Source organism: Variovorax sp. GW822-FHT04A09, assembly GCF_058801005.1.
The window spans coordinates 631,868-647,964 of record NZ_JBXAMV010000002.1; the positions used below are offsets into that span (position 1 = coordinate 631,868).

Annotated in this window: 18 protein-coding genes; 8 read left to right on the forward strand and 10 right to left on the reverse strand. The window is 67.9% G+C overall.

Annotation, left to right across the window (positions count from 1 at the left end; genetic code table 11):
* Positions 1–2 precede the first annotated feature (2 nt).
* Both hyi and gcl read right to left on the reverse strand, forming a co-directional pair.
* A complete protein-coding gene (hyi, locus tag AC1RLW_RS14065) occupies positions 3–788 on the reverse strand; it encodes a hydroxypyruvate isomerase (RefSeq protein WP_493193527.1) in 786 nt (261 codons plus the stop codon).
* Between the two features lie 13 nt (positions 789–801).
* Positions 802–2,595, reverse strand: coding sequence for a glyoxylate carboligase (gene gcl, locus AC1RLW_RS14070; protein WP_062473376.1), 1,794 nt, complete (start codon positions 2,593–2,595; stop codon positions 802–804).
* 111 nt (positions 2,596–2,706) lie between these two features.
* Here gcl and AC1RLW_RS14075 point away from each other — a divergent pair, with 111 nt between their 5' ends.
* On the forward strand, positions 2,707–3,609 hold the full coding sequence (locus tag AC1RLW_RS14075; protein WP_062473378.1) for a LysR family transcriptional regulator: 903 nt from the start codon (positions 2,707–2,709) through the stop codon (positions 3,607–3,609).
* A gap of 141 nt (positions 3,610–3,750) precedes the next feature.
* Here the strand turns inward: AC1RLW_RS14075 and AC1RLW_RS14080 are convergent, their stop codons facing one another.
* The gene (locus tag AC1RLW_RS14080) at positions 3,751–5,106 is read right to left on the reverse strand and encodes an LLM class flavin-dependent oxidoreductase (RefSeq protein WP_493193529.1); all 1,356 of its coding nucleotides are present in this window, start codon (positions 5,104–5,106) and stop codon (positions 3,751–3,753) included.
* Positions 5,103–5,936, reverse strand: a complete 834-nt coding sequence (locus AC1RLW_RS14085; RefSeq protein WP_493193531.1) for a MetQ/NlpA family ABC transporter substrate-binding protein — start codon at positions 5,934–5,936, stop codon at positions 5,103–5,105. The genes AC1RLW_RS14080 and AC1RLW_RS14085 overlap by 4 nt, the downstream gene beginning before the upstream one ends.
* A gap of 132 nt (positions 5,937–6,068) precedes the next feature.
* On the opposite strand from AC1RLW_RS14085, the gene AC1RLW_RS14090 reads away from it, so the two are divergent.
* The gene (locus AC1RLW_RS14090; protein WP_493193533.1) at positions 6,069–6,770 is read left to right on the forward strand and encodes an aspartate/glutamate racemase family protein; all 702 of its coding nucleotides are present in this window, start codon (positions 6,069–6,071) and stop codon (positions 6,768–6,770) included.
* Here the strand turns inward: AC1RLW_RS14090 and AC1RLW_RS14095 are convergent.
* A complete protein-coding gene (locus AC1RLW_RS14095) occupies positions 6,767–7,693 on the reverse strand; it encodes an alpha/beta fold hydrolase (protein WP_493193534.1) in 927 nt (308 codons plus the stop codon). The two genes, AC1RLW_RS14090 and AC1RLW_RS14095, sit on opposite strands and share 4 nt — an antisense overlap.
* A gap of 118 nt (positions 7,694–7,811) precedes the next feature.
* On the opposite strand from AC1RLW_RS14095, the gene AC1RLW_RS14100 reads away from it, so the two are divergent.
* The 4 genes from AC1RLW_RS14100 to AC1RLW_RS14115 all read left to right on the forward strand — a co-directional run bounded on the left by AC1RLW_RS14100 (position 7,812) and on the right by AC1RLW_RS14115 (position 10,444).
* Positions 7,812–8,873, forward strand: a complete 1,062-nt coding sequence (locus tag AC1RLW_RS14100) for an aldo/keto reductase (protein WP_493193536.1) — start codon at positions 7,812–7,814, stop codon at positions 8,871–8,873.
* A gap of 9 nt (positions 8,874–8,882) precedes the next feature.
* Positions 8,883–9,374, forward strand: a complete 492-nt coding sequence (gene ybaK / locus AC1RLW_RS14105) for a Cys-tRNA(Pro) deacylase (RefSeq protein ID WP_159273307.1) — start codon at positions 8,883–8,885, stop codon at positions 9,372–9,374.
* A gap of 73 nt (positions 9,375–9,447) precedes the next feature.
* A complete protein-coding gene (plsY, locus tag AC1RLW_RS14110) occupies positions 9,448–10,083 on the forward strand; it encodes a glycerol-3-phosphate 1-O-acyltransferase PlsY (protein WP_070062403.1) in 636 nt (211 codons plus the stop codon).
* A 7-nt stretch (positions 10,084–10,090) separates the two neighbouring features.
* Complete coding sequence (locus tag AC1RLW_RS14115; protein WP_070062404.1) at positions 10,091–10,444, forward strand: RidA family protein; 354 nt, start codon at positions 10,091–10,093, stop codon at positions 10,442–10,444.
* 19 nt (positions 10,445–10,463) lie between these two features.
* Here the strand turns inward: AC1RLW_RS14115 and AC1RLW_RS14120 are convergent, their stop codons facing one another.
* Positions 10,464–11,108, reverse strand: coding sequence for a retropepsin-like aspartic protease family protein (locus AC1RLW_RS14120; protein WP_062469972.1), 645 nt, complete (start codon positions 11,106–11,108; stop codon positions 10,464–10,466).
* 7 nt (positions 11,109–11,115) lie between these two features.
* Positions 11,116–11,601, reverse strand: coding sequence for a YajQ family cyclic di-GMP-binding protein (locus AC1RLW_RS14125; protein ID WP_493193539.1), 486 nt, complete (start codon positions 11,599–11,601; stop codon positions 11,116–11,118).
* A gap of 43 nt (positions 11,602–11,644) precedes the next feature.
* On the opposite strand from AC1RLW_RS14125, the gene murB reads away from it, so the two are divergent.
* Together murB and AC1RLW_RS14135 are read left to right on the forward strand one after the other, a co-directional pair.
* Positions 11,645–12,697, forward strand: a complete 1,053-nt coding sequence (murB, locus tag AC1RLW_RS14130; RefSeq protein WP_095746331.1) for a UDP-N-acetylmuramate dehydrogenase — start codon at positions 11,645–11,647, stop codon at positions 12,695–12,697.
* Between the two features lie 4 nt (positions 12,698–12,701).
* Positions 12,702–13,535 (forward strand): glycine-rich domain-containing protein, encoded by an 834-nt coding sequence (locus tag AC1RLW_RS14135; RefSeq protein ID WP_493193541.1) that lies wholly within the window; start codon positions 12,702–12,704, stop codon positions 13,533–13,535.
* Positions 13,536–13,625: 90 nt separating this feature from the next.
* Here the strand turns inward: AC1RLW_RS14135 and argG are convergent, their stop codons facing one another.
* The 3 genes from argG to AC1RLW_RS14150 all read right to left on the reverse strand — a co-directional run bounded on the left by argG (position 13,626) and on the right by AC1RLW_RS14150 (position 16,082).
* Positions 13,626–14,966, reverse strand: a complete 1,341-nt coding sequence (gene argG / locus AC1RLW_RS14140) for an argininosuccinate synthase (protein WP_062469963.1) — start codon at positions 14,964–14,966, stop codon at positions 13,626–13,628.
* A 15-nt stretch (positions 14,967–14,981) separates the two neighbouring features.
* A complete protein-coding gene (gene ppnP / locus AC1RLW_RS14145; protein WP_062469962.1) occupies positions 14,982–15,308 on the reverse strand; it encodes a pyrimidine/purine nucleoside phosphorylase in 327 nt (108 codons plus the stop codon).
* Positions 15,309–15,434: 126 nt separating this feature from the next.
* The gene (locus AC1RLW_RS14150) at positions 15,435–16,082 is read right to left on the reverse strand and encodes a hypothetical protein (RefSeq protein ID WP_307637773.1); all 648 of its coding nucleotides are present in this window, start codon (positions 16,080–16,082) and stop codon (positions 15,435–15,437) included.
* Between the last annotated feature and the right edge of the window lie 15 nt (positions 16,083–16,097).

The following is a 16,097-nucleotide window of genomic DNA, read 5'->3' on the forward strand; positions in this document are numbered from 1 at the left end:
GTTCATTGCTTCTTCGTGAGGGCTTCGCGCCAGCCGAGGCCTTCGACGGTGGTGGCACGGGGCTTGTATTCGCAGCCGATCCAGCCGTCGTAGCCCAGCGCGTCGATGTGCTGGAACAGCCACGGGTAGTTGATCTCGCCCGTGCCAGGCTCGCCGCGGCCCGGGTTGTCGGCCAGCTGGATGTGGCCGATGCGCGCCAGCTGCTTCGTGAGCGTGTTGCCCAGCTCGCCTTCCATGCGCTGTGCGTGGTAGATGTCGTACTGCACGCGCAGGTTGTCCGAGCCCACCTCGTCGATCAGCGCCAGCGCCTGGTCGGTGCGCGTGAGGAAGAAGCCGGGGATGTCGAAGGTGTTGATCGGCTCGATCAGCAGGCGCAGGCCCGCGGCTTCGAGTTCGCGCGCCGCGAGGCGCAGGTTCTCGATCACGGTCTTGTGCGCGGCTTCGGTGCTCACGCCCGCCGGCACCTTGCCGACCAGGCAGTTGAGCTGCGGGCAGCCCAGCGCCGTGGCGTAGTCGATGGCCAGCGCGATGCCTTCGCGGAACTCGCCGGTGCGGTCCGGGTGGCAGGCGATGCCGCGCTCGCCCTTGTCCCAGTCGCCGGCCGGCAGGTTGTGCAGCACCTGCTGCAGGCCATTGGCGCGCAGGGCGGCCACGAGTTCCTTCTTGTCGAAGGGGTAGGGGAAGAGGTACTCCACCGCCTTGAAGCCGGCCTTGGCGGCCGCCTCGAAGCGCTGCATGAACGGCAGCTCGGTGAAGAGCATCGTGAGATTGGCTGCGAACTTGGGCATGTCTCTTGTCTCCTCAATCCAGCATCGCCACCGCGAGGGCGGTCGGTGCGTCGGCCGTGCTTTCGGCCAGTGGTTCGAATTCGTTGATGGCGTCGATCTCGGTGCCCATCGCGATGTTGGTCACGCGCTCCAGCATCACTTCGATGACGACCGGCACCTGGAACTCGGCCATGAGCGCTTCGGCACGGGCGATGGCGGGCGCCATTTCTTCCTGCTTGTGCACGCGGATCGCCTTGCAGCCCAGGCCCTCGACCACCTTGAGGTGATCGACGCCGTAGCTGCCTTCGATGCCGGCGTCGGCCGGTGCGTTGATGTTGTCGAAGGCCAGTTGCACGCAGTAGTCCATCTCGAAGCCGCGCTGCGACTGGCGGATCAGGCCGAGATAGGAGTTGTTGACCACGATGTGCAGGTAGGGCAGCTTGAACTGCGCGCCCACGGCCAGCTCTTCGATCATGAACTGGAAGTCGTAGTCGCCCGAGAGCGCGACGATCTTGCGCGTCGGGTCGGCGGCGCGCACGCCCAGCGCGGCGGGAATGGTCCAGCCCAGCGGGCCGGCCTGGCCGCAGTTGATCCAGTGGCGCGGGTTGTACACGTGCAGGAACTGCGCGGCCGCGATCTGCGACAGGCCGATGGTGCTCACGTAGCAGGTGTCGCGTTCCAGGTGGTTGTTCATGCACTGGTACACGCGCTGCGGCTTCATCGGCACGGTGTCGAAGTTGGTCTTGCGCAGCAAGGTCTTCTTGCGCTCGCGGCATTCGCCGGCCCAGGCGCCACGGTCGGTGAGCTTGCCGGCGGCCTTCATTTCCTCGGCCACTTCGACGAAGAGTTCGAGCGCGGCCTTGGCGTCGGAGACGATGCCGAAGTCGGGCGTGAACACGCGGCCGATCTGCGTGGGCTCGATGTCCACGTGCACGAAGGTGCGGCCCTTGGTGTAGACGTCGACCGAGCCGGTGTGGCGGTTGGCCCAGCGGTTGCCGATGCCCAGCACGAAGTCCGACGCCAGCACGGTGGCGTTGCCGTAGCGGTGGCTGGTCTGCAGGCCGCACATGCCGGCCATGAGCGGGTGGTCGTCGGGAATGGCGCCCCAGCCCATGAGCGTGGGGATCACCGGCACGCCGGTGGCTTCGGCAAAGCGCACGAGCAGGTCGGACGCGTCGGCGTTGATGATGCCGCCGCCGGCCACGATCAGCGGGCGCTCGGCCGCCTGCATCATGCCGATGGCCTTCTCGATCTGGGCGCGCGTGGCGGCCGGTTTGTAGGGCTTGAGGGGCTCGTAGGCGTCGATGTCGAACTCGATCTGCGCCATCTGCACGTCGAAGGGCAGGTCGATGAGCACGGGGCCCGGGCGGCCCGAGCGCATGAGGTGGAAGGCCTGCTGGAACACCTGCGGCACCTGGCCGGGTTCGCGCACGGTGACCGACCACTTGGTGACGGGCTTGGAGATCGACTCGATGTCGACTGCCTGGAAGTCTTCCTTGTACAGGCGTGCGCGCGGTGCCTGGCCGGTGATGCAAAGGATGGGAATGGAATCGGCCCAGGCCGAGTACAGGCCCGTGATCATGTCGGTGCCCGCCGGGCCCGAGGTGCCGATGCACACGCCGATGTTGCCGGCCACGGCGCGGGTGTAGCCCTCGGCCATGTGCGAGGCGCCCTCGACGTGGCGCGCGAGGATGTGCGAGATGCTGCCGCGCTGGCGCAGGGCCGAGTACAGCGGGTTGATCGCCGCGCCCGGCACGCCGAAGGCCTGCGTGACGCCTTCTTTTTCCATCACCAGAACTGCGGCCTGGACCGCTGTCATCTTTGCCATTTGAAAGTCTCCTTGAGGTGGCCTCACTGTAGGAAGCGGGGCGCATTCCAAGAAGACGGCTGGGGGCCATAAAACCTATTCCGCCATGGAATAACTGGCTACCATCCGGCCATGGACCGTCTATTGGCAATGGAAATGTTCGTGCGGGTCGTGGAGACCGGCAGCTTCTCGAAAGCGGCGCGCGAGTTCAACACCACGCAACCCACCGTGACCAAGCAGGTCGCGGCCACGGAGGCGCGCCTGAAGGTGCGGCTGCTCAACCGCAACACGCGCGGCGTGAGCCTCACGGAGCCGGGCGCGCTGTACTACGAGAAGTGCAAGACCATCGTGCGCGACGCGGAGGAGGCCGACAGCATCGTGCAGCTGCGCCAGAACCAGGCGCAGGGCCTCTTGCGCGTCGGCACGTCGGTGGCCTTCGGGCGGCGCGTGGTGGTGCCGCTGGCGCTGGAGTACATGCGCCGGCATCCGCAGGTGCAGCTGGACCTGAGCTTCGAGGACCGCTACGTCGACCTCATCGCGCAGGGCATCGACGTGGCGATCCGCATGGGCAAGCTGGCCGATTCGTCACTGGGCGCGCGCTACCTCGGCGCGAATCCGTGGGTCATGGTGGCGTCGCCGGCCTACCTGAAGAAGCACGGCACGCCCAAGCGCGCGCAGGACCTGAGCGCGCACGTGGCGCTGATCTACAGCAGCGTGGTGGGCGACGAGTTCTGGCGCATGCACACGCCCAAGGGCGATCCGGTGACGGTGCCGGTCTCGGGGCGCTTCCGGTCGAACAACCTGTCGGCTGTGCTGGCTGCGGCGCGTGATGGGTTGGGGATCGCGTTGATGCCGCGCTATGTGGCGAGTGAGTCGCTGGCTGCTGGCAAGGTGAACGCCGTGCTGGGGGACCATGCGCTGCCTGAGCAGGAGATTCACGCGGTCTTTCCCTCACCGAAGTTGGTGCCTGGGAAGGTGTCGGGGTTCGTGGCGTTTCTGCAGGGGCGCTTCGACGAAGGGTGGTGGGAGGCCTGAGCCGGCTGTTCAGGGCGCGTGCCCAGGCCACCGGGTACTTCCCTCCGCGAATGTCCCCCGGCCTGCGGCCTCCTCCTTGATTTCGCTGCGGGAAGCACCCAGTGCCCTGGGCACAGGGCACGCTGTGGGGGAGCGGAACCCTCAGGCTGCCAGCCGTTGTGCCGCTCGCCCAGCAGGCCGCGCCAACCCGAGGTGATCGCGCAACGTGCGCCCCTCGTATTCCGTGCGAAAGATGCCTCGCTTCTGCAGGATCGGCACCACGCCCTCCACGAAGTCCTGCAGCCCGTGCGGCAGCGCATCGGGCATCAGGTTGAAACCGTCGGCCGCGCCGCCCTTGAACCAGCGTTCGATGTCGTCGGCGATCTGCTCGGGCGTGCCGACGATCACGCGGTGCCCGCCGCCGCCCGCGAGTTCGCGGATCAGCTGGCGCACCGTGTAGCCGTGCGTACGCCCGGCGGCGACCACGGCGTTGAAGAAGGTGTGGTTGCCGTTGCCATTGCCGGGCAGCGGCAGGTCGTCGGGCAGGCGCTCGTCGAGCTTGAGGCGGTCGGGCGTGATGCCCAGCGTGCCGGCCAGGCGCGTGAGGCTGTAGTCCCAGGGGATCAGGTCGACCAGCGCATCGCGGCGGCGAAGCGCCTGGGCTTCGGTGGCGCCGACGATGGTGGTGAGGCCGGCCAGCACCTTCACCGCATCGGGGCCGCGGCCGAGTTCGGCGGCGCGGGTCTTGAGGGCGCGTGCGTAGGCCTGCGATTCTTCAAAAGATTGCGAGGCGGAGAACACGGCTTCGGCATGGCGCGACGCGAGCTCGCGTCCATCCGCCGAGGCGCCGGCCTGCACCAGCACCGGGTGGCCCTGCGGCGGGCGCGGCAGGTTGAGCGGGCCCTGCACCGCGAAGTGCTCGCCGCGGTGCGCGAGGGCGTGCACCTTGACCGGGTCGATGAAGCGGCCGGCGGCCTTGTCGCCGACGAAGGCATCGTCTTCCCAGCTGTCCCACAGCGCCTTGACGATGTCGGCGAACTCCGAGGCGCGGGCGTAGCGCTTCGCGTGGTCGGGCGTGGTGTCCAGGCCGAAGTTGCGCGCCGAGGGCAGGTCGGCCGTGGTCACCATGTTCCAGCCGGCACGGCCGGCGCTCACGTGGTCGAGCGTGGCGAAGCGGCGCGCGAGGTTGTAGGGCTCGTTGTAGCTGGTGGAGGCGGTGGCGATGAGGCCGATGTGCGTGGTCGCGGCGGCCACGCAGGCTAGCAGGATGGTGGGTTCCAGCGCGGTGATGGGGCGGAAATGGATCTGGTCGACGATGGCCGCGTTGTCGGCCAGGAACACCGCGTCGAGCTTGGCGGCTTCGGCGATCTGCGCGGTGCGGATGTAGTGCTGGATGTCGGCGAACGCCCACGGGTCGCTCTCCGGCAGGCGCCAGGCCGAGGGCACGAAGCCCGAGTGCAGGATGTTGACGTTGAGGTGCAGCTGCCTGCGCGGCGCGGTGTTGTGGTTGTTGCTCATTGGCTGAAATAGTCCGGCAGCCGGTAGCCCGCCCACACGGGGTTGGCCTTGAAGAACTTCTGGAATTCGGGCGACTGGTAGGCGGTGGCGATGTCTTTCGCGAACTTCGCGTTTTCGTTGCTGCGCTTGACGGCCACCACGTTGACGTAGGGCAGCGTCATGTCTTCGAGCTTCAGCGCCTCGGTGAGCTTCAGGCCCGAGGCCACGGCGAAGTTGCCCTGCACGGCCGCGAGGTCGGCGTCGGCCAGCGAGCGCGGTGCCTGCGCGGCGTCCAGCGGCACGATCTTCAGGCGCTTGGGGTTGCTCGCGATGTCGCGCTCCGACACGCTCAGCGGGCTCACGCCCGGCTTGAGCGTCACCCAGCCGACGGCCGCGAGGATGTTGAGCGCACGCGCCGCGTTCACCGGGTCGGCCGGCAGCGTGACGGTGGCGCCGTCGGGCACGGCGTCGAGCGTCTTGTGGCGGCGCGAATAGAGGCCCATGGGCGGCGTCGGCACGTGCACCACGGGCACGAGGTCGAAGCCCTGCTGCTTGTTGGTGGCGTTCAGGTACAGCGAGTGCTGGAAGATGTTGGCGTCGATCTGGCCGCGCTCCACCGCGTCGTTGGGCTGCACGCCCTGGCTGAACTCGACGTACTTGATGCTGTAGCCCAGCTTCTTCAGCTGGGGCTCGATGCCGTGGGTGAAGGCGTCGCGGTAGGGGCCAGGCATGAAGCCGACGCGCAGGTCGTCCGCATGGGCGGGTGCCAGCAACAGCAGGCTCAGTGCGAGCCCGCCGGACAGCGGGGCGAGGCGGCGCAGCCACGAGGGGGCGCGCGAAAGGGAAGGCATGGCGACAACTCCGGGAGACGGCAAGGGGAGTCGGGCACTCTAGGACGCACGCCGCGCGCCGCGAACGAAGATTTGCGCGCTTGCATATCCGCAGGCCGGATAAACCGCGCCGGCTTTTGTAGGATGCGCCCCATGACCCTGCACATCGGAATCGTCGGCTGCTCCGCCGAAGGCGCGGCCCTTTGCTACAAGACCATCTGCATCGAGGGCGCGGCGCTGCTCGGCCCGCACGCGCACCCCGAGGTGTCGATGCACACGCCCTCGCTCGCGGAGTACACGCGCCGCCTGGACGCGGGCGACCTGGCGGGAGTGGGCGAGTTGATGCTCGGCTCCGCGCACAAGCTCGCCGCAGCGGGCGCGGATTTCCTGATCTGCCCCGACAACACCATCCACCAGGCCTTCGACCACGTGGCGCCGCGTTCGCCACGGCCCTGGCTGCACATCGCCGAGGTGGTGGCCGACGAGGCCGTGCGCCGGGGCTTTCGCCGCATCGGCATCACGGGCACGCGCTGGCTGACCGACAGCGAGGTGTATCCCGAGAAGCTCTCGGCGCGCGGCCTTGAATACGTGCGCCCCACCGTCGACGAGCGCGCCGAGATCGGCCGGATCATCATGGACGAGCTGGTCTGCGGCATCTTCAGGCCCGAGGCCGTGGCCACCTTCCAGCGCGTGATGCAGCGCCTGAAAGACGAAGAGGGCTGCGACGCGGTGGTGCTCGGCTGCACCGAGATTCCGCTGATCATGAGCGACGCGAATTCGCCACTGCCGACGCTGGATTCGACACGGCTTTTGGCGCGCGCGGCCTTGCGCCGCGCCACGCAGAAGTCGAACTAGGCCAGGAAGCCTTCGATCAGCTGCGCCACGCGTTGCGGCTGGTCGTGGTGCAGCATGTGGCCCGCGTCGTCGAGCTGTTCGATGCGCACCGAAGGCACGGACTTCAGGCGCTCATGGAACTCGGCGAGCGTGTAGCGCGCCTTCCACCAGCCGTGCAGGCTGTCGTCGGATGCTTCGACCATCAGCGTCGGCGCGGTGATGCGCGCATAGAGCGCGAGCGTCTCGTCGACGCGGAAGATGTTGGCGTTGACGATCTTGTGCGCGGCCTCGCCAAGAATCTGCCAGCGCGTGCTGCCGTCGGCCTGGGGCTGCTGCGCCGACCAGTGGCTGGCCAGCCAGTCGGCCTTGTCCTGCGTGAGGCGCGGGTTGGTCTTCATGAGGCGGCGTGCCACGCCGTCCACCGCCGAATAGCCCGCGAGCGCCTTCTCGCCGCGGTGCAAGCCCTTGAGCTCGTCGATCCACTGGCCGTAGCGCGCGGGCGCCTCGGCGGGCTGGCGCGCGGGCATGCCGAAGCCCTCGAGGTTGACGAGGCGGCGGATGCGCGCCGGGCGCACGCCCGCGTAGTGCATCGCGACGTTGCCGCCCATGCTGTGGCCCACGAGGTCGACCGGGCGTGCATCGTCGCCCTCGCCGGCGTAGTGGTCGAGCAGCCATTCGAGGTCGGCCAGGTAGTCGGGCAGCCAGTAGTTGTCGACGCCGCCGCCGTCGGTGAGACCGAAGCCGCGCCAGTCGGGGGCGATGATGAAACGGTCGTCCTTCAGGGCATCGACCACGAACTGCCAGGAGGCCGCCACGTCCATCCAGCCATGCACCAGCACCAGCGGCGGGCGCTCGCTCGACGGTTGCCCCCAGAGGCGGACGTGGTAGTTCAGGTTGCGCACGGGCACGAATTCGCTGCGCGAAGGGCGGAGGGCTTGGTACATATGGCGCTCGATGATACGGAGAGGCCGCGCCGCGCGCAGTCCGCCACAGGACAGGGCTGCGCTCGGTTTCTCGGGGCCGGGGCAGCGCCTGCCGCGCGGGCGCGCTAGCATTCCGCGCATGAAAAAGATTCCACTCGGTCAGAGCGACCTTCACGTCACCCCGATCTGCCTCGGCACCATGACTTTCGGCGAGCAGGTCGACGAGCCCACCGCCCACGCCGTCCTGAACCGTTCGCTCGAGCGCGGCGTCGACTTCATCGACACGGCCGAGATGTACGCGGTGCCCGCGCGCAAGGAAACCTGCGGCGCCACCGAAACCATCATCGGGAACTGGTTTGCGGCCAACCCCGGCACGCGCCAGAAGATCACGCTGGCGACCAAGGTGGCCGGCCCCTCGCGCGGCATGCCCTGGGTGCGCGAAGGCACGGGCATGACGGCGGCCGACATCGAGGCCTCGTGCCACGGCAGCCTGCGCCGCCTGCAGACCGACGTGATCGACCTGTACCAGATCCACTGGCCCGAGCGCCACGTGCCGGTGTTCGGCAACATCCACTACAGCCCCGAGAAGGAAACTTCGCAAACGCCGATCCACGACCAGCTCGAGGCGTTGGGCAAGCTGGTGAAGGCGGGCAAGGTGCGCACCATCGGCCTGTCGAACGAGACGCCCTACGGCGTGCACGAGTTCGTGCGGCTGGCCGAGCAGCACGGGCTGCCGCGCGTGGTGTCGGTGCAGAACGTCTACAACCTGGTGAGCCGCGCGCACGAGAACGCGCTCGACGAGACCATGCACCGGCTCGGCGTGTCGCTGCTGGCGTACTCGCCGCTGGCCTTCGGCCTGCTGACGGGCAAGTACGACCAGAGCGGCATCGAGGGCCCCGACGCGCCCAAGGGCGCGCGCATCTCGAGCTACGAATCGGTGCGCAAGCAGCGCTGGGGCAAGCCCGACGCGCTGCGCGCGGCGCGGCGCTACAACCAGCTCGCGCGCGACCACGGCCTGAGCCCCACGCAGCTCGCGCTGGCCTTCTGCTACACCAAGTGGCAGGTGGCGAGCACGATCATCGGCGTGACCTCGGTGGCGCAGCTCGACGAAGACCTGGACGCCTACGGCACCACGCTGTCGGCCGAGGTGCTGGCCGAGATCGACAAGATCCGCCTGGACATCCGTGACCCCGCCGCCTGACCTGAGCAAGTGAGCAAGAAAGCCCACGTTTCCGAGACGCCCGCCACCCAGCTGCTGCGGGCGAACAAGGTCGCCTTCACCGAGCACCCCTACGAGTACCAGGAGCACGGCGGCGCCCAGCACAGCGCGCAGGTGCTGGGCTTCGACCCGTTCACCGTGGTCAAGACGCTGGTGATGCAGGACCAGGACGCCAGGCCGCTGATCGTGCTGATGCACGGCAACCGCACGGTGTCGACCAAGAACCTCGCGCGGCAGATCGGCGCCAAGTCGGTCGAGCCCTGCAAGCCCGAGGTGGCGCAGCGCCACAGCGGCTACATGGTGGGCGGCACCTCGCCCTTCGGCACGCGGCGCGAGATGCCGGTCTACATCGAGTCGAGCGTGCTCGAGCTGCCGAAGATCGCGATCAACGGCGGGCGGCGCGGCTACCTCGTGGGTATCGATCCGCAGGTGTGCGTGACGCTGCTGGGCGCCAAGCCCGTGCAGTGCGCGCTGGCAGAATAGCCGGCGTTTGCTTTTTCCCGCCGGGCATGCAGGCCGGCGGCGCACAACAACAATCCGTTCCCCGGAGACCGCCTTGAGTTTCGATCTGCCTTCCCTCCTTGCCATCGTGGCGTCGTACCTGATCGGTTCGCTGTCGTTTGCGGTCATCGTGAGCAAGTCGCTCGGCATGGCCGATCCGCGCAGCTACGGCAGCGGCAACCCCGGCGCCACCAACGTGCTGCGTTCGGGCAACAAGGGCGCCGCGCTGGCCACCTTGCTGCTCGATGCGGCGAAGGGCTGGCTGCCGGTGTTCCTGATCCGCCAGTTCGGCGCGCAGTGGGGGCTGGGCGAGGGCGTGGCGGCGCTGGCGGGCCTGGCGGCCTTCCTGGGCCACCTGTACCCGGTGTTCTTCAGCTTCCAGGGCGGCAAGGGCGTGGCCACGGCCGCCGGCGTGCTGGTGGGCATCGCGCCCTGGCTGGGGCTGGCCACGGGCGCGACCTGGCTGATCATCGCGATCTTCTTCCGCTATTCGTCGCTGTCGTCGCTGGTGGCGGCGTTCTTCGCGCCCGCCTACTACCTGCTGGGTGGAAACATTGCGTGGCCACTCGACCGCACGGTGCTGATTGCGATCATCATCATGAGTCTGCTGCTGATCTGGCGGCACCGCGAAAACATCCGCCGGCTCGCGGCCGGCACGGAGTCGAAACTCGGCTCGAAGAAAAAGGCTTGAACTCACCATGGCATCCATCACCCGCTTCCACGTCGGCCCGCGTCTGTCCGAGACCGCGGTGCACAACGGCACCATCTACCTCGCGGGCCAGGTGCCCGACGACACCACGCAGGACATCCGCGGCCAGACCGCGCAGGTGCTCGGCATGGTCGACCGCCTGCTGGCCGAGGCCGGCAGCGACAAGTCGCGCATCCTCATGACGCAGATCTTCCTGGCCGACATCGGCGACATCGGCGCCATGAACGAGGTGTGGGACGCGTGGATTCCGGCCGGCAACACGCCGCCGCGCGCGACCGTGGAGGCCAAGATGGCCAACGCGGCTTACAAGATCGAGATCGTCGTCACGGCCGCACAGGCCTGAGGCCGGATCGGGAGCGGTCTCAGTACCGCTTCTCGAGAATCATCTCGTCGGCATCGCGCCGCATCGAGAAGCGATTGAGAAAGCTGTTGCCCAGCAGCACGAAGGGCATGGGTTGCTGCGAGACGATGGCGTCGATGTCGTAGACCTCGACGTCGCCCACGCGCACGCTCTGCAGCCGCAGCCTGTAGCCCGCAGCGTTGCCATTGGCCGTGCGCATCTGCACCAGCTGCCCCTTGCTGTAATCGAGCCCGATGCGCTGGGCATCGACCGCCGACAGCGCGATGGTGGTTGCGCCGGTGTCGAGCATGAAGGTGACGGCGCGGCCGTTGATCTGGCCCTGCGTCATGTAGTGGCCCCGGCTGTCGGCCTGCAGCACGATGCGGTTGCCGCCGCTGCCGGCAATACCGCCCCGGCCGATGCTCACGGGCGAATCCATGCGCAGCGAAAAGCGCTTGCCCGCCGATTCGACCACCGCCTGGTCGGCCTGCAGCGACACCAGCTTGACGCCCTGGAAGGTCTCCCCGACCGCCACCGTCTTGGGCGGCGCGCCGTTCACGATGAGGATGGCGCGGCTGCCGATGGAGCCGGTCAGCGTGACCGAGTCGGCGGCGTGCGCCGCCATGGCCGCGGCCGCCCACAGCGCCGCGACGAGGAGCGCCTTCATGCGCGGGTCAGTCGCGGAAGTTGTTGAAGGACAGCGGCATGTCGGGCACGTCCTTCTTGATGAGGGCCATGGCGGCCTGCAGGTCGTCGCGCTTGGCGCCGGTGATGCGCACGGCGTCGCCCTGGATCGCGGCCTGCACCTTGAGCTTGCTGTCCTTGACGATGCGGGTGATCTTCTTGGCCTGCTCGCTCTCGATGCCGTTCTTGATCTTGATGACCTGCTTGACCTTGTCGCCGCCCATCTTCTGGACGTCGCCCTTGTCGAGAAAGCGCACGTCGACGTTGCGCTTGGTGAGCTTGTTGCGAAGGATGTCCTCGACCTGCACGAGCTGGAACTCGGCATCGCCGATCATGGTGATCTCCTTGTCCTTGAGCTCGACGGCGGCGGCGGTGCCCTTGAAATCGAAGCGCGTGGCGATTTCCTTGGCGGTGTTTTCGACCGCATTCTTCACTTCGGGCAGATTGGGCTCGCAGACGGTATCGAAAGACGGCATGGGCACTCCTGGACGCACGGGGACTGAATGCGACAATTCTCCCATGATCGTGGAGTCCAATGTCCCGCTGCAGCCCTACAACAGCTTCGGCATCGTCGCGCGCGCGCAGCACCTGGCGCGCATCACCAGCGAGGCCGACCTGGCCGCGCTGCACGCCGATCCGGCCTGGCGCGACGAACCCCGTTTCGTGCTCGGCGGCGGCAGCAACATCGTGCTCACGGGCGACGTCAAGCCGCTGGTGCTGAAGGTCGAGATCAAGGGCCGGCGGCTGGTCGAAGAGACGCCGCGCGCCTGGATCGTCGAGGCCGGCGCCGGCGAAACCTGGCACGACACCGTCGAATGGATGGTGCGCAGCGGCTATCCGGGGCTGGAAAACCTGGCGCTCATTCCCGGCACGGTGGGCGGCGCGCCGGTGCAGAACATCGGCGCCTATGGCGTCGAGCTGCAGGACCGCTTCGACTCGCTCGACGCCTTCGACCTCGAAACCGGCCGCGCCTTCACGCTCGACGCGGCGCAGTGCGCCTTCGGCTACCGCGATTCGGTCTTCAAGCACGTGCGCAGCGGCCCGAACGATTTCGGCCTGGCGGGCCGGGCGGTCATCACGCGGGTGCGCTTCCGGCTGCCCAAACCGTGGAAACCGGTGGTCGGCTACCTCGACCTTGAACGCAAGATGGAAGAAACCGCCAACTTCACGCCCAGCGCGGTCGACATCTTCGAGTGGATCTGCGCCATCCGCCGTGCCAAGCTGCCCGACTGGCGCGTGCTGGGCAACGCCGGCAGCTTCTTCAAGAACCCGACGGTCACGCCCGAGCAGTGCGCCGACATCATCGCGCGCGACCCCAAGATCGTTCACTACCCGATGGACGACGGCAGCATCAAGCTCGCGGCCGGCTGGCTCATCGACGCCTGCGGCTGGAAGGGCAAGTCGGTGGGCAACGCCGGCGTGTACGAAAAGCAGGCGCTGGTGCTGGTCAACCGCGGCGGCTCGGCCAACCCGGTGACCGGCGGCGAGGTGATGACGCTGGCCAAGGCGATCCAGACCAGCGTGTACGAGCGCTTCGGCATCCGATTGGAGCCGGAGCCGGTGGTGGTCTGACGCGGTGGATCTCGACTTCCTGCACCTGAACTACCGCCGGCGCATCGCCGTGCTGGGCTGGGCGCAGCTTGCCGTCATCGTGGCGGGCATCGCCTCGGTGTTCCTGGTGCGGGCGGGCTGGTGGGGGTCGGTGCTGCTGATCCTCGCGGCCCTCTTATTCGCGGGGCTCCTGAGCCAGATCGAACTCAGCCTGCGCCGCCAGTTCATCCGCGAGGCCCGGCTGCCGCCGTTCCTGATCGGCAAGCTCCGCGCGGCGCACCCGCAACTGAGCCGACGCGACGCCGAGTTGGTGCTGCGCGGGCTGCGGCAGTTCTTCATGGCGTACCTGCGCAGCAACCTCAAGTTCGTCGCCATGCCCTCGCGGGTGGTCGACACGGCCTGGCACGAGTTCATCCTGCACACGCAGGGCTACCAGACCTGGTGCCAGGCGGCCTTCGGGCGCCTGCTGCACCACAGCCCGGCCGAGGTACTGGGGCAGGACGCGCGGCGCAACGACGGCCTGCGCCGCACCTGGTACTGGGCCTGCAAGGAAGAAAGCATCGACCCGCGTAATCCGGCGCGACTGCCGCTGCTGTTCGCGCTGGACATCAAGTTCGCGATTGCGGACGGCTTTCACTACATCCCCGATTGCCGGGCGATCGAGCGCGCAACGGGCACCGACGCGCACTGCGGCTCGAGCTTCGGCGATTCGTCGTCTGACGGCGGCAGCTCGGGCGATGCCGGAGGCTTCGGCGGCAGCGAGGCGAGCGGGAGCGGCGATGGCGGCTCCGGCGACGGCGGTGGCGCGTCCGATGGGGGCGGTGGATGCGGTGGCGGGTGCGGAGGAGGCGGCGACTGACGCCGGGTGCACCTTCCAAAGAAAAACGGGCCCCGAGGGGCCCGTTGTCATTGCTGCCCTTGCGGTTGGCAAGGGCAGCGAAGGGATCGATCAGCTCGCGTCGCCGTCGTTCGCCAGCTTCGGCAGCGAGGCGCCTTCGCCCGACGACAGCAGGCCGACCTGCGTGTAGATGGCGAGCTTTTCGCGCGTGTCGACGATGTCCAGGTTGCGCATCGTGAGCTGGCCGATGCGGTCCAGCGGCGTGAACGCGCCTTCGACCTTTTCCATGCTCAGGCGCTCGGGCTTGTACGTGAGGTTGGCCGACTCGGTGTTCAGGATCGAGTAGTCGTTGCCGCGGCGCAGCTCGACCGTCACTTCGCCGGTGATGGCGCGTGCCACCCAACGCTGGGCCGTTTCGCGCAGCATGATGGCCTGCGGGTCGAACCAGCGGCCCTGGTACAGCAGGCGGCCCAGGCGGCGGCCGTTGTCGCGGTACTGCTCGATGGTGTCTTCGTTGTGGATGCCGGTGACCAGGCGCTCGTAGGCGATGAACAGCAGCGCCAGGCCGGGGGCCTCGTAGATGCCGCGGCTCTTGGCCTCGATGATGCGGTTTTCGATCTGGTCGCTCATGCCCAGGCCGTGGCGCCCGCCGATGCGGTTGGCTTCGAGGATCAGCTCGACCAGGTTCGTGTAGCGCACGCCGTTCAGCGCGACGGGCACGCCTTCCTCGAAACGCACCGAGACGGTTTCGCGCTTGACTTCGACTTCGTCCTTCCAGAAGGCCACGCCCATGATGGGCTGCACGATCTGCATGCCGCTGTTCAGGTGCTCGAGGTCTTTGGCCTCGTGCGTGGCGCCCAGCATGTTCGAGTCGGTCGAGTAAGCCTTCTCGGACGACATCTTGTAGGCGAAGCCGGCCTTTTGCATGAACGCCGACATTTCGGCGCGGCCGCCCAGCTCGTCGATGAAGACCTGGTCGAGCCAGGGCTTGTAGATCTTCAATGCGGGGTTGGTGAGCAGGCCGTAGCGGTAGAAGCGCTCGATGTCGTTGCCCTTGTAGGTGCTGCCGTCGCCCCAGATGTGGACGTCGTCTTCCTTCATGGCCGACACCAGCATGGTGCCCGTCACCGCGCGGCCCAGCGGCGTGGTGTTGAAGTAGGTCACGCCGGCGGTGGTCACGTGGAACGCGCCGGCCTGCAGGGCGGCGATGCCTTCGTTGGCCAGCTGTGCGCGGCAGTCGATCAGGCGGGCGTTCTCGGCGCCGTAGAGCATCGCCTTGCGCGGGATCTCGTCGTAGTCGGGCTCGTCGGGCTGGCCGAGGTTGGCGGTGTAGGCGTAGGGGACCGCGCCCTTGAGCTTCATCCAGTGCAGCGCTGCGCTGGTGTCCAGGCCGCCGGAGAAGGCAATGCCGACCTTCTGGCCGGCGGGAACGTTTTGGAGAATGGTCGACATGTCAGGGGTTCCGTTTCAACCGAAGTGGCAGATGTAGCTGTAGGGCTCGCCGCTCACGCGGATCTGGAAGCTGGAGTTGCCCGGGATGCTGAACTTCTGGCCGGGGCCCGAGGCGATCCATTCGCTGGTGCCCGCGAGCTGGTATTCGCAACTGCCGCCGGTGCCTTCCATGATTTCAGGCGCGCCGGTGTTGAAGGTGAGGGTGGAGGGCAGGACCACGCCGACCGATTTCTTGGTGCCGTCCGCCAGGGTGAGGTTGTGGCTCACGCACTTGCCGTCGAAATACACATTGGCCTTGGTGGCCACTGCGGCGCTGTTGATGGTGTCGGTAGTCGTCGTCATTGGATGGATGGCGCCGGCGCCTGCGCGTTCGGCGGATCGAGGGACGCGCCGCGGCAGCAGCACCCCCGGGGTTGGAGAAGCCCTCGATTTTAGGGGCTCGGGCGAGCCGGCCCGCCGTGGGGGAACTCAGTAGCGCCAGCCGTGGCGATGGCCGCCCCATCCGCGGTAGCCACGGTAGTAGCCGCCACCACCCCAGCCGCGCGAATAACCCAGGTTCAGCGAGATGCCGACCGGCGGGTAGACATAGGGCTGCGCATACGGGTAGGTGTAGGCGGGTTGCACGTAGACGGGCGGGGCGTACACCGGGGCCGGCTGCACGTAGACCGGCGCGGGCGCGTTGGACACCACCACGCCGGGTTCGGGCACGACGCTGTCCCACGGGGAGTTGGCACCTTGTTGGTACTGCCCCTGTTGCGGGTATGGCTGGTACTGTTCCTGGTACTGCGGGCCGTTGTTGGCCTCGACCGGGTAGGGCTGCAATTGCGACTGGGGCTGGACCGGCGCGGTGGTCACGCCCGACGTGGTCACGCCGTAAGCGCTGGCCTGGATCGGAATGGTGGCGCCCGGCCGGCTGGTGGTGCGGGTCGTGTACTGGCGGCCCTGGTACTCGTAGGTGACGTTGTAGCTGACGTCGCTGCCGGTCGTTTCGCGGATCGGCGTGGCGGAAATCACGCGGGCCTGGACCACTTGCTGGGCCTGCACGACGCTGGCGCCCGTGGCCAGCAGGCCGGCCGCCGAGAGCCCCGTGAGGATGCGAAAAACGTGTCTGTTCATGGTGTTCTCTCCTGC